Consider the following 13845-nt stretch of genomic DNA (forward strand, 5'->3'; position numbering starts at 1 on the left):
CTGACCTTAGACCAGCGCCTCGATCGCCTTACGCACGATCGTCTCGTCCATCTCGTGCAGGCCGATCACCACAAACCGGGTCGCCCGTGCTTCGCCCGGTGTCCAGGCGCGATCGAAATAGGTGTCGATGCGGCTGCCGACAGCCTGCACCTGCAGGCGCATAGGCTTGCCGGGCACATCGACGAAGCCCTTGAGGCGCAAGACGTCATGCTCCACAATCACGCCCTTCAAGGCGTCGATGAAGGCGGCCGGGTCTGCTATCGGGCCAAGCTCGACCACAAAGCTGTCAAATTCGTCGTGATCGTGCGGCGTGCCGTCCTCATGCTCGAGTTCATGATGGGATTTACGGTTGACGATATCGCCCTCGGTACCGATGCCGAGACCAAGCAGGATAGCGGCCGGCACGTCGCCATTCTTCGCTTCGATGATCGTCGGCTTGCGGGCGGTGCGCGAGGCGACCTCGGCGCGGACACGGCCAAGACCATCGACATCGATCAAATCGGTCTTGTTGAGCACGATCAGATCGGCGCAGGTCAGCTGATCTTCGAACAATTCTTCGATCGGGCTTTCGTGATCGAGCGAGTCATCCTCGACGCGGCGGGCTTCGACTGCGTCATGATCGTCAGCGAAACGCCCAGCCGCAACGGCGGCGCTGTCGACCACCGTGATGACGCCATCGACGGTGACGTGGGTGCGAATGTCAGGCCAGTTAAAGGCGGCGACTAGCGGCTGCGGCAACGCAAGGCCCGAGGTTTCGATGACGATGTGATCCGGGCGCGAGTCGCGCTCCAAAAGCTTCGTCATTGTCGGGATGAAATCGTCAGCGACGGTGCAGCAGATACACCCGTTGGTCAGCTCGATGATATCGTCTTCCGTGCAGTTCTCCGCGCCGCAGCCCTTGAGCACGTCGCCGTCGACGCCGAGATCACCGAATTCGTTGATGATCAGCGCGATCTTCTTGCCGCCGGCATTCTGCAGGAGGTTGCGGATCATCGTCGTCTTGCCGGCTCCCAGGAAGCCGGTGATGACGGTGGCGGGAATCTTTTCCTGATTCATATGGATCAACCCTTCATTTTCAGCGGCAAGCCCGCTGCGATAAAATAAACTTCGGCACTCGCCGCCGCGACCATCTGGTGCAGCCGGCCGGCATGATCGCGAAATTCGCGCGCCATGCGATTTTCCGGCACGATTCCAAGACCGACCTCGTTGGACACGAGAACGAGCCGCGCCCGCGCCCTCGGCAGGAATTCCGTGAGAGCGGCAAACTCCGCCGCCATGTCTCGTTCCGCCATCATTAGATTGGTCACCCAGAGCGTCAGGCAGTCCACGAGCACGGCACGCCCGTCGGCGTCGATCGCGGCAAGACGCGCCAAGAGATCGATAGGCTCCTCATGTGTCTGCCAAAGGTCGCCGCGATCGGCACGGTGCTGCGCAATGCGCGCGCGCATCTCATCGTCCCACGCCTGACCTGTCGCCACGTAGTGACGCTCGAGACCCGTGTCCGAAATCAGGGATTCGGCGAATCTGGATTTGCCGGAACGCGCGCCACCGAGGACGAAAATGGCTCGGGAAGTCGAAGAGGACATGCGCTATGCCCGCTCCCGCGCAACAGCGAGGGTCGGCGGCATAAAGCCGATACCGGAAAAGAGGCGTCTACACGCCGAAAACTCGTCTTGCGCCATGACAACCTCCGTGCTGGCAGCGGAACTGACGTCCCAGAACAGGCTCTGCGCCCGGCACGCATGGCAGGTCTCCTGGCTCGCGTATAAGGCGCCGCGACGGGGGCGGACCGAAACCGGTCGCCCCCGATCGTGCGCCAGCGGATCTTTCTCGCCTTCCCGGCAATGCATCATGAAAAGGCGGACGATTCGTAGAATAAGAGGCGTCCAGCCCCGGTAGATCATGATGCCATACCAGTGGCTTTTTCGGTTTGCGGCTGTCCCGCCTGTTCGCCCCATGCGAACCAACGGCGGAATACCCTTCAAACCGAACGAAAGACCCTGACCGCTCTACAGTCGCGGGGTCGGCTGTGATGAGAACGCCCGGCTTGGGTCCGTCCCTTCACATTCCCTTTTCATCCCATGCGGCAGATCGCCGCTTAGGAACCATTCGTTATGCCGATAGTGATTAGGCTTTCGCCTAGTTTAAGTCAATCAAGGGCATCATTGCGACATTCTGCGTTCCACTCGCGAAATCGCTGCAAATTCCCGGGAGAACGCCGGTCTTTTTGCCGTATTTCTTTGATGTTAGGAGTTTATAGAGGTCAAACCCCCACATTCGAATAGAATATATCGTTCGCTCCCCATGTTACAGAAATTCCAACCTCGCCGTCTCGGCGTCTTCTCGGCCCTATTCGATCTTGGTCGATTCAGGGCATTGCTGCGCCGTGGCGAATTAGGGCTTGTGTTTGCCGGTGCGCTGGCGGGCATAGCGTCCGGTTGCGCCGTGACATCGATGAGCTTCATCTCGCGCAAGCTTCACAGCCTTATCTTCGGCATAACCGACTATGAGCGCCTGAGTTCAGCGGCAATGGCGATCCCGGAAAAATCGATACTTCTGATCGCACCGATCGCCGGCGGCATCCTCATGGGGATATTGCTTTATGTGCTGTCGCGCACGCGCAAGAAGCCGATGGTCGACCCGATCGAGGCCAATGCCCTGCATGGCGGCCGCATGTCGCTCACCGACAGTATCCTCGTCGCGGTACAGAACCTGATCTCGAACGGCTTCGGCGCCTCGGTCGGGCTTGAGGCAGGCTATACGCAGCTTGCAGCCGGCATCGCCTCGAAATTCGGCTATAAGATGCAGATGCGCCGCTCAGACCTGCGCATGCTCGTCGGCTGCGGCGCGGCCGGCGCAATCGCCGCTGCGTTCAATGCGCCTTTAACCGGCGCCTTCTACGCCTTCGAGCTCATCATCGGCACCTATTCCATCCTGACACTGACGCCCGTTGTCGTTTCGGCGCTGATCTCGACGATGATCGCAAGGCTGCTTGCCGGCGACGATTTCGCCATCGACATCGATCATTTCGGCGCGATCGTTCCTGCGGATTATCTTCCGGCCGTTTTGCTCGGCGCCTTCTGCGCCGGTATCGGCATCCTGATCATGCAGGGCGTCGCCTGGATCGAGGAATTGGCGCGCAAGAGTTCCATCGCTCCGCCCTTCCGTCCTGCGCTCGGTGGTCTCGTCGTCGGCTTGCTGGCGCTGATCTCGCCGCAGGTCCTGTCCGCCGGACACGGCGCACTGCATCTCAATCTATCCAGCGAGGTGACCCTGGGGGCTCTCGTCGGATTGTTCATCCTGAAATCGCTTGCCTCGGCCGTGTCGATCGGTTCCGGATTCAGAGGCGGCCTGTTCTTCGCCTCGCTGTTCATGGGCGCGCTGCTCGGCAAGATCTTTGCCTATTGTGCACCCTATCTCGATCATGCCACGCTGACACCGGCCGTCTATGCCGTGGTCGGCATGAGCTCGCTTGCCGTTGCCATCATCGGCGGCCCGCTGACCATGACGTTCCTCGCGCTTGAGATCACCGGCGATTTTCCGATCACCGCTTTGGTGCTGGCAGCGGTCATCACCTCATCGCTCGTTGTGCGCACGACCTTCGGCTACTCCTTCGCCACATGGCGCTTCCATCTGCGCGGCGAAAGCATCCGCAGCGCTCATGACGTCGGCTGGATCCGCAATCTTACCGTTGCCCGCATGATGCGCCCCGACGTGCACACGGGAAGCATCGACATGAGCATTGAGGAGTTTCGCAAGAATTTTCCGATCGGCTCGGCCCAGCGCGTCATCCTGGTCGACAAGCACGAGAAGTATTCCGGAATGGTTCTCGTGCCAGACGTCTATGCGAGCCCGATCGAGAAGGACGACGAGGAGCACGGACTTTCCGATTTCATCCTTCTACGCAACGAGTTCCTGCAGCCGCAGATGAACGCCAAGCAGGCCGCCGCCATGTTCGACCAGACCAAGAGCGAAGCGCTGGTCGTGGTCAACGACCTGATCGAACGCAAGGTGATCGGTCTGCTGACGGAGAGCTACACACTGCGTCGCTACAGCGAAGAACTCGATCGTCGCCGCCGCGAAGTATCGGGCGAACTCTAACGAGCATCGCGATCTTTCAGAGTGGCATCTTCCGCTTCAGGTCTTTGATCTCTAGCTGCCGTTGTCGCGCAAAGCCGCTGCACGGCTTTGCGCGACATGTCTTACCGGACGAGGCGGTCGAGCCAGGCGGGATCGAGCACGCTTTCCAGCTCTCTGGCAATGTCGTCCAGCGCCACATCGACGCTGGCACGATAATCCGTGGGCTCGCCTGTAAGGCCAAAGCTTGCGAGCAGCTTCGCCCGATAGGCGTCACTGCCGAAGAGGCCGTGCAAATAGGTACCCATGACACGACCGTCGGGCGATATCGCCCCATCGGGCCGGCCGTCGATCATTGTCGAGGGCCGCTCGCAGTCGGCGCCGCTCGTCACGCCGAGATGGATTTCGTAGCCTGACAGCGACACGTCATATTCCTTCGAGACGGCAAGACTGTTGCGCACCGTCTTCTCCGGCGCCATTTCCGTCTCGATATCCAACAGACCCAGTCCCGCCGTCTCGGTAACCGATCCATCGATACCGAGCGGATCATAGACCGTATGACCGAGCATCTGATAGCCGCCGCAAATGCCGATGACGCGACCGCCGCGGCGGACATGCGCGGCAATATCGCGATCCCATCCCTGCTCGCGCAGATCGAGGAGGTCACCGATCGTAGACTTGGAGCCCGGCAGCACGATAAGTCCAGCGTCGGCAGGCAAACGCTCGCCAGCGCGGATAAAGACGAGATCGACGTCGGGCTCGGCCCGAAGCGGATCGAGATCGTCGAAATTGGCGATACGTGAAAGCACGGGCACAGCAACCTTCAGCGCGCCGGAGGAACCGCGTGCAAGCCGCTCCAATACGACGGAATCCTCTGCCGGCAGGCGCGCCGCCGCCTTGAGCCAAGGCACGACCCCATGGCAACGCCAGCCGGTAAAGCCATTGATCGCCTCTATGCCTTCCCCAAACAGCGAGACATCTCCGCGGAACTTATTGATAAGGTAGCCACGGATCATGCGCCTGTCTTCGTCCGGCAGAATATGATGAGTGCCGACCAGCGACGCGATGACGCCGCCGCGATCGATATCGCCGACCAGTACGACAGGCACGTTGGCGCGCGTCGCAAAACCCATATTGGCGATGTCGCCGCGCCGCAGATTGATCTCGGCAGGCGAGCCCGCCCCTTCCACGATGACGAGATCGGTTCCCGCCCGCATCGTGGCAAAGCTCTCCAGCACCGCGCCGAGCAGCTGCGGCTTCAGCGCCTGGTAGTCCCTGCCCTTGGCATGGCCCCATACCTTGCCCTGCACGATGATCTGGCTGCCCGTTTCCGATTGCGGCTTCAACAGCACCGGATTCATATGCACGGATGACGGCACGCGCGCTGCCAGCGATTGCAGCCATTGAGCGCGCCCGATCTCTCCTCCATCTTCGGCGACGGCCGCATTGTTGGACATGTTCTGCGGCTTGAATGGACGAACCCTCACGCCCCTGTTGGCGAACAGGCGACACAGACCGGCGACCAATACCGTTTTTCCGACATCGGAGCCGGTTCCCTGCAGCATGATCGCCTTTGTCATTCCCCACCACCTCGATATGCCGCAGCCGCTGAAAACACGGAGTTTTGCCTTGATTTTGCCGCGATCTTTAACCCTCGGAAACGGCAGTCGCGATACAAAAATACATCACTTTCAAGTATATTCTGTTTGCGACACAGGATGACGATTCCATCCATTGTTAGTTAGGCTGAAGAGGATTATCTCCACCGCGAAAACACACAACGAGGCGAGCCGATCGGGCTCGGAGGATACCCCAATGCTCTTCATCTTCAACAGACAGAATTCCATCCAGATCGCCTGGAATGGCAAGCTGCCGGCACGCCGCCCCGAGAGCCGCCTGCAGCAGCTCGACACGCGCTTCGGCACGATCGGCTTCATTCGCACCTATAACGTCGGCTGACACCCGGTCAAGCCGCAGCCCTGCCACGACGCGCCGCCATGCGACTGCATTGGCGGCTTTTCTTTTACCTTCCCGCAAAGGGATGAAATGGGGTCAGCCGAGGGTTAGCGCCGGGCCTCGCAAAAGCCTGCGCCAGAAACGCGAAAACCGCGCGATCCGGAGATCAACGCGGTTTGCCAAAAACGCCGGCTTCCTTGCATATACGCCACAAGGTTCGCTCCCCCCGGTACGCTTTACCTGATCCGGAGAAGCAGCGGTGTCCCCCGCCACGCACCGATTGATAAACCGACATCGTTACCGGACAGTTATTAAGTGCTTAACTAAGAATGAATCCGAAAAATTTTTGAAAATTTTCTTATTTGCGTTGTGAAGTCGCAAACGACGCAAATGGAATACAAAAAGTCTTTTAGGGACACGATATTTTAGGCGTATTTAACTTCACCGTGCTGAAAGGCTTCGGGCGAGCCTCACATTGCCCATTTTGCAGCCGTGAATAGTAGAAAATAGGCTAATTCAGGCGCTTATATCAGCTTCTCCAACAGGCACGATAACTCCAATTACCGGCCAGGCTGTTGATTTCTTCACTCAAATCCTTACGCTGCCTGTTGTCGATGCAAAGAATGCCCGGCCGCGACAGAGTTCCGCGGTCGCAAAAAGACCAAATGCACGACAGCAGCAAAGGGGACCGTACGGGCGTCGTCAGCGGCGTATGAACGGTTGTGGTTAAACCACCGCTGACAGGGATCGACAGACATCACGCTTGCTTTCGGTCGATTTCCGTAACGTAACGAAAAATTGGGAGACATCATCAAATGAAGAAGCTTCTCGCTTCCGCCATCTTTGCCTTCGGCGCCTATGCTTTGGCTGGCTCGGCGCATGCAGCATCATGTGGCGACGTATCGATCGCCGAGATGAACTGGGCTTCGGCCGGCGTCGCGGCTCAGGTCGACAAGATCATCCTTCAGAACGGCTACGGCTGTAACGTCACCCTGGTGACCGGCGACACGCAGCCGACCTTCACCTCCATGAACGAAAAAGGCCAGCCTGACGTCGCGCCCGAGCTTTGGGTCAACGCCGTGCGCACGGCACTCGACAAGGCCGTATCCGAAGGCAGCCTGATCGAGGCAGCACCGCTCCTCAGCGACGGCGGCGTCGAAGGTTGGTGGATTCCGAAATTCCTTGCCGACGCCCATCCCGACATCAAGACCGTTCAGGACGCGCTGAAGCATCCGGAACTCTTCCCTGCCCCTGAAGATTCCTCCAAGGGCGCGGTCTATAACTGCCCTGCAGGCTGGAACTGCCAGATCTCCACCGCCAACCTCTATAAGGCACTCGGCGCCGACAAGCTTGGCTTTACGCTGGTAGACACCGGTTCCGCTGCAGGCCTCGACGGTTCGATCGCCAACGCCTTCGAAAAGAAGAGCGGCTGGCTCGGCTACTACTGGGCACCCACGGCCATTCTCGGCAAGTACGAGATGGTGCGTCTGAGCTTCGGTGTGCAGCATGACAAGAAGGAATGGGACGCCTGCACTGCGATCCAGGATTGCGCCAATCCGAAGGTAAACTCCTATCCCGTCTCTGACGTCTATACGGTCGTGACCAAGGCTTTCGCATCGAAGGCCGGCATCGCCATGGATTACATGAAGACACGCAAGTGGGATAACGCCACCGTCGGCAAGGTTCTGGCCTGGATGACCGACAACCAGGGTACCAATGAGGACGGCGCCAAGTACTTCCTCAAGACCTATCCCGACATGTGGACCAAGTGGGTTGCGGCTGATGTCGCCACCAAGATCAAGGCTTCGCTCTGATCAGCACGAAAGCATCGGCGACGGGCCTGCGCCTGTCGCCGATTTCATATTCGCTGGAGGCGACGACCGACGGACAGACGCGGTCGCAGGTCGCAACGAGCACAGATTGGCGCCGGCAAATGTAGTAGGAATAGAAAAGCAGCCTGCAGAACCGGTCGCAGCGCTGCAATACCGTTCGAACATGAAAGGCCACATGCGCGGACTGGACAGAACCGGATCAAGAAGGGGAAATACATGGCTATTCAGTGTACGATCCTGCCGGACGTGCTTTGCAATTTTCCGGCAATAGACGAGTCGCTCATACGTATTGCACGCAAGAATATCGACGATGGGTTCAGGGCATCTGTGCGAGCCTATGCAAATCTCATCGATGCGGTTGTGCAGCCGCTGCAATGGTTTCTGAACTATCTGGAATGGCTCTTCACCAACACGCCTTGGTTCATCGTGCTTCTCGTCATGATGTTCGTCGTCTATGCCGCCAGCCGAAACCTCAAGATCGTTATCGGTACGGCGATATCAATGACGCTCATCGGCGTCTGCGGCCTTTGGGGCGACACGATGGTGACGCTTGCGATGGTGACTGTCTGCACGCTCATCGCCATCGTCATCGGCCTGCCGATCGGCATATTGATGGCGCGCTCCGACAGGCTGCAATCGATCATCAACCCGATCCTCGACATCATGCAAACCATGCCGAGCTTCGTCTATCTTATCCCCGTCGTTGTGATTTTCGGCATCGGCAAGGTGCCCGGCCTCATCGCCGTCGTCATCTACGCCATTCCGCCCATGATCCGCTTGACCAATCTCGGCATTCGCCTGGTGGACAAGGAGGTCCTGGAAGCGGCCGATGCCTTCGGTTCGTCGCATCGTCAGAAGCTGTTCAACGTGCAGATTCCGCTCGCACTGCCGACCATCATGGCCGGGATCAACCAGACCATCATGATGTCGCTCGCCATGGTCGTGGTCGCATCGATGGTCGGCGTCGGCGGCCTCGGCAAGAACACGCTTCAGGCGATCAACAACCAGTTCTTCACCGTCGGCTTCCTCAATGGCTTCGCGCTGGTCGCAATCGCCATCATTTTCGACCGCACGAGCCAGGCCTATGGCAGACGGCTCCAGAAGCACTCGGAGGTCATCCATGGCTAGTCATGCGATACAGATCAAAAGCCTCTACAAAATCTTCGGCCCTCGCGGGTGTGACTTTGTAGATATGGTGAAGAATGGCACGGGCAAGACCGAACTCAATGAGGAACACGGCCATGTGCTCGGGCTGCAGGACATCAACATCGATATGCCAGCCGGCGCCATCACCGTCGTCATGGGCCTCTCCGGCTCCGGTAAGTCGACGCTGATCCGCCACATCAACCGGCTGATCGAGCCGACGGCCGGCGAAGTGCTCTATGACGGCGTCGACGTCTGCAAGATGAATGAAAACGCCCTGCGCGAGTTCCGCCGCCATAAGACGGCGATGGTATTCCAGAAGTTCGCCCTGCTGCCGCACCGCACGGTGATCGAAAATACCATCTACGGCCTGGACATTCAGGGCGTGCCGCGTGCCGAAAGCGAAAAGAAGGGGCAATACTGGATCGAACGCGTCGGCCTTAAGGGTTTCGAGCGGCACTTTCCGAACCAGCTCTCGGGCGGCATGCAGCAGCGCGTGGGCCTCGCCCGCGCCCTGACCAATGACGCCGACATCCTGCTGATGGACGAGGCCTATTCGGCACTCGACCCGTTGATCCGCGTCGACATGCAGAGCGTGCTGCTCGATCTGCAGAAGGAGTTGAAGAAGACCGTCGTCTTCATCACCCACGATCTCGACGAGGCGCTGCGCCTGGGCGACAAGATCGCGATCCTGCGGGACGGCAAGGTCGTACAGCAGGGAAGCGGACAGCAGATCGTGCTGCAGCCGGCCGACGACTACATCACCGCCTTCGTCAAGGAAGTGAACCGCGGTCGCGTCATCCAGGCTCAGACCATCATGAAGCCTTCTGTGGGCGAACTCAGCGGCATGCGCGTCACCGGCGACATGACGCTGGAAATCGTCGCCAAGCAGATAACCGACGCGGGGCAGACGGGTGCCGTCGTCACCGACGCTGGTGGCAAGCCCGTCGGCACGATCGATCTGCAAAGCATCATTGCCGCCATGGTCACACCGACGACTCATGAAGCAGCACAGATGGCAGCCGCGTAGAGCCATCTTTCTCCGACATCAGCGAGCGCCCGCAAGGGCGCTTTCTTTTTATGAGCAGGCTGGATCTTGCTCCAAGGCCGTTCGCTCATTGCACCGAAATGCAGAAGCGCCCATATTTGCGCTCTGCATCCGAGCGCCCGCCTGTCCGAGGAGAGGCAATGACCGTCACCGCCAACCCCCTCGCCGATCTCCTTGCCGAAAAAGGCGTTCTGCTGGCCGACGGCGCCATGGCCACAAACCTTTTCACCATGGGCCTTGAGATCGGCGAAGCGCCGGAACTCTGGAACGAGCGGCATCCTGAGCTGGTCGCAAAGCTGCATCAGCATTTCATCGATTCCGGTGCCGACATCATCCTGACCAACAGCTTCGGCGGAACGCGCTACCGCTTGAAGCTGTGCCATGCGCAGGATCGCGTGCACAGCTTGAACAAGAGGGCGGCTGAAATCGCGCGCTCCGTCGCCGACAGGGCCGATCGCACGATCCTCGTCGCCGGCTCTGTCGGGCCGACGGGCGAATTGCTGATGCCGCTTGGCACGCTGGCTTATGAGGACGCCGTTTTAGCCTTTATCGAACAGGTCGAGGGCCTGCAGGCCGGCGGCACCGACCTCATCTGGATCGAGACCATGTCGTCGCCCGACGAAATCCGCGCCGCAGCAGCAGCAGCCGTCAAGGTCGGCCTGCCATATATCTATATGGCTTCATTCCACGCGGACGGCAAAACCACGGCAGGCCTGCATCCGCGGGACATTCACGGCGTCGCGACGGATATAGGCCAAGGACCGCTCGCCGTCGGCGCCAATTGCGGCGCGGGGGTAGCCGATACATTGTCGAGCCTGCTCTTCATGACCGAGGCGGACCCGTCGGCGACGGTCGTCGTCAAGAGCAATTGCGGCATCCCCGAATATCGTGGCGGCGAGCTTCACTACCCGGGTAGCCCAAGCCTGATGGCCGATTACGCCCGCCTCGCACGCGACGCCGGTGCCAAAATCATCGGCGGTTGCTGCGGTACGTCCTGCGCCCACCTGGCCGCCATGCGGCAGGCGCTGGACAGCGACGTGCCCGGCCCTCGCCCCACATTGGAGACGATCATCGAACGGATCGGGCCGCTCCATATCGAGACCACCAAATATGATTGATCGGCATCGGAACGCGAACGCGGCGGCGCGGCTGGCATCACAAACGTCAAAGCCGGCCGCAAGACGATTGCGGCCGGCGTTGCCTTAAACCGATGCTTCCGGGCAAAATCGCACCCGTTATTGTCCGAGCGGGGTATGGTTGACGTCATCCAGGAAGGATACATCCTCGGCTTCGTCCTTGCCGAAGACAAAGAAATCCGCTTCCGAAATCAACGGATGCTTGTAGGGGTTGTCGACGTGCTTCAGCAGCTTCCATTCCGGTAGCCAGCGGGCAACGTCATCGGTGAAGCGCCGGTTCCTGACATGGATGGCGCCATGGCGGTCCGGACCGTCGTGGTTCGAAGCGTAGACGATCACGTAGCGCCTCGACATGGCAAACAGCCGCTCGATATAGGCGCGATACACATCTTCCTCGATAAGATGGAAGATCACATCGAGCGACAAGGTCAGCTCGAACGCTTCGTTGTATCGGCTCATCTCCAGTTGCGGTTCGCCAAGCCAGACGAAGGTGCAGCCGGGGCGGCTTCCGTGGATGCTCCGGCAAAGATCGATCGCCGTGCGTGAGACATCGAAACCGGTGTAGTTTTCGAAATTCAGATAGCGAAGCTGATTGCCGTCGCCGCTGCCAAGCTCCCCGACATGTCCCAACTGCTTTTCGGCAACGAAGGCATTGAGAATGAGAGCCTTGTATTCCGCTGATCTATTGTAGGAACCAGCCCCGGAATTGCCACCGGCCAGATAGCGGTGCTCCCAGTATTTTGCCGAATCGAAGCCCGGTCGATTGTCTGCCGCCGATTGCAAGAAGGAAGGTACGGCAGGCGTAAGATTGACGAGCGGTTCGATCGGCTCGAACCATGTTCCCCACTCATCGGCGTCCGCCAACTTCAGCTCACTACCGTTGCGAAGTGTCCAGGCGCGGACGCGCTCGGCATATTTCGACAGCAGTTCCTTATATACGGGCGTATGACCGCCGCTGCGTGCAACAAGGTGCACTTCGCAGAGGAAATCGGGATGAAGCGCCGTATTGCGCATATCCTCGGTCTCGTGATCGCAGGTGACGAAGATAACCGGATCACGTTCGCGGGCGGCAACCGCCATGATGAATTCCACCAACCCGTCGGCCCGGTCCGCATCGACGAGGTAGATGATCGAGGAAGCGTCTGCAGCGTCCGATCGCAGCAGCGAGATCGGGTACATCGACGACAGGACTTCATCCTGCTTCCGCGAGCTGTCGTAGGCCGAACCCGTGCCGGCGCTCGATTGATCGTAGATCGTCGGGCGCTGCACTTCTATCGGCAGCAGCCACCTTTCCTTTCGCGGCGCGATATAGGCAGGAATGCCTTCGCGATGAAGGTACTGCGCAAGCCACGTATCAGCCATGTTGCGATGGCGAAAATCCGTGAGCTTCATCTTCACCGTGCCGGAGTGGAAAGCACAGGCATTGGTCGCCGCGACATGAACCCGACGACGGCGCATGAAAGCGTGCTCGAAATGAAGGACCGCGCGGCCGCGATCCTTATAGTAACCCCGGCTCGGCTGCAGGATGATCGCCCCGTGGACGCCGAAGACGGCCTGACCGCGCAATTGCGCGAGTTCGCCGACCATGCGAGCGACGAAATCGTCGGGATAGATGATGTCGTCATCGCAGGTGATGTAAACGGCGTCCTCGACCTGCTCCAGCCCCCAGAACTTGCCGGCATCGCCGTAACGGCTGCCGTCGGTGTCGATGAAATGCCGGATCTTCGGATGGTCGGCGATAAAGCGCGGCGCCTGCGTGAAGCCGTTGAGATAGACGTAGAGACAATCGACCTGCGGCAAGAGCGACATGACGGTAGCGCGCAAGGCAATTTCATTTCCCGCGACCGTCGCCATGCCGGCGACGACCTGACGTGTCGGCGGCAGCATCTCAAGGTGACGCGGGTCGAGCAGATCTACCACCCGCACGGGCGCGGCAGCTTCCGCATGGATCGGTTCAAAAAGATAGGTCGGCGTGTCGTTGTAGAATTGTATCTTGCGGTAGCCAAGCGGCCGGAGGACAGCCTCGACCTCCGCCAGGATCGCGCGGGTGCCGGCGCTGACAAGCAGCTTCGGCCGAGAGCGGGCAATGATTTCCTGGGCGCCTCGAAGCACATCGGCCTCAGCGCCCCCGACATCGATCTTGATGAGATGCACCCGATGATCGCCGACAAGATCGTCGAGCTTCGCCATCTGGATGGAGCCCTGATCGGCCGGCTGGAAAAGCGCGCCTCCGAGATTGGTCGGATCCGTGTTGCCGATCTCCCCGACACCCGGAGCGGCGCCAAGAGCAAACGGGCAAAGCTCCACCAGCCCGTTGATGCTGTTAAGCTCGACATTGGCCTGCAACGCGGCAAAGGCAGCCGGATTCGGCTCGAACGCGACCGTTCTGACACCGAGAACCGAGGAGAAGAAGAGCGTGTGATTGCCGATATAAGCGCCGACATCGATCACCAAGGCATCTTCCGGCAATGAGGAGCCGACATCCTCCAGCATGGCCCGCTCGTAGAAGGCGCGGTCCTGCAGGATAATCCTTTGAATGTGATCGTCCGGATTGGGGAGGTGGAACCGGACCGGATTCCGGTAGCTGTTCACTTCACAGGCGATCATGGCTTGCAGCGTCATCGCAGTTCTTTCCAACATGCAAAGGTTTGGG

Annotated in this window: 10 protein-coding genes and 1 riboswitch; of the genes, 6 read left to right on the forward strand and 4 right to left on the reverse strand. The window is 59.6% G+C overall.

Annotated features, from left to right (window positions below; translation table 11 throughout):
• Nucleotides 1–6 precede the first annotated feature (6 nt).
• Nucleotides 7–1056: a cobalamin biosynthesis protein CobW gene (cobW, locus tag QD409_RS18450; RefSeq protein WP_092855152.1), complete on the reverse strand. Its 1050-nt coding sequence runs from the start codon at nt 1054–1056 to the stop codon at nt 7–9.
• 5 nt (nt 1057–1061) lie between these two features.
• Nucleotides 1062–1586: a bifunctional adenosylcobinamide kinase/adenosylcobinamide-phosphate guanylyltransferase gene (cobU, locus tag QD409_RS18455; protein ID WP_092855125.1), complete on the reverse strand. Its 525-nt coding sequence runs from the start codon at nt 1584–1586 to the stop codon at nt 1062–1064.
• Nucleotides 1587–1727: 141 nt separating this feature from the next.
• A riboswitch (cobalamin riboswitch) is annotated at nt 1728–2125 on the reverse strand.
• A gap of 179 nt (nt 2126–2304) precedes the next feature.
• Between cobU and QD409_RS18460 the strand changes: the two genes are divergently transcribed.
• Nucleotides 2305–4101, forward strand: coding sequence for a chloride channel protein (locus QD409_RS18460; protein ID WP_430763305.1), 1797 nt, complete (start codon nt 2305–2307; stop codon nt 4099–4101).
• A 101-nt stretch (nt 4102–4202) separates the two neighbouring features.
• Here QD409_RS18460 and QD409_RS18465 read toward each other — a convergent pair whose 3' ends face one another.
• Nucleotides 4203–5657, reverse strand: coding sequence for a cobyric acid synthase (locus QD409_RS18465; protein WP_092855129.1), 1455 nt, complete (start codon nt 5655–5657; stop codon nt 4203–4205).
• A 235-nt stretch (nt 5658–5892) separates the two neighbouring features.
• Between QD409_RS18465 and QD409_RS18470 the strand changes: the two genes are divergently transcribed.
• From QD409_RS18470 to bmt, 5 genes are all read left to right on the forward strand, one after another.
• The gene (locus QD409_RS18470) at nt 5893–6036 is read left to right on the forward strand and encodes a hypothetical protein (RefSeq protein ID WP_092855131.1); all 144 of its coding nucleotides are present in this window, start codon (nt 5893–5895) and stop codon (nt 6034–6036) included.
• An 812-nt stretch (nt 6037–6848) separates the two neighbouring features.
• The gene (locus QD409_RS18475; RefSeq protein ID WP_092855133.1) at nt 6849–7847 is read left to right on the forward strand and encodes an ABC transporter substrate-binding protein; all 999 of its coding nucleotides are present in this window, start codon (nt 6849–6851) and stop codon (nt 7845–7847) included.
• A 234-nt stretch (nt 7848–8081) separates the two neighbouring features.
• Complete coding sequence (locus QD409_RS18480; protein ID WP_092855137.1) at nt 8082–8993, forward strand: ABC transporter permease; 912 nt, start codon at nt 8082–8084, stop codon at nt 8991–8993.
• Entirely contained in the window at nt 8986–10038 is a 1053-nt protein-coding gene (locus QD409_RS18485; protein ID WP_092855139.1) for a quaternary amine ABC transporter ATP-binding protein, read from the forward strand. Before QD409_RS18480 ends, QD409_RS18485 begins: the two co-directional genes overlap by 8 nt.
• A gap of 158 nt (nt 10039–10196) precedes the next feature.
• The gene (bmt, locus tag QD409_RS18490) at nt 10197–11174 is read left to right on the forward strand and encodes a betaine--homocysteine S-methyltransferase (protein WP_430763306.1); all 978 of its coding nucleotides are present in this window, start codon (nt 10197–10199) and stop codon (nt 11172–11174) included.
• 117 nt (nt 11175–11291) lie between these two features.
• Here the strand turns inward: bmt and QD409_RS18495 are convergent, their stop codons facing one another.
• On the reverse strand, nt 11292–13814 hold the full coding sequence (locus QD409_RS18495; RefSeq protein WP_430763307.1) for an FkbM family methyltransferase: 2523 nt from the start codon (nt 13812–13814) through the stop codon (nt 11292–11294).
• Nucleotides 13815–13845 lie beyond the last annotated feature (31 nt).

It is taken from the genome of Rhizobium sp. BR 315 (assembly GCF_050577975.1).
Lineage (GTDB): Bacteria > Pseudomonadota > Alphaproteobacteria > Rhizobiales > Rhizobiaceae > Rhizobium > Rhizobium miluonense.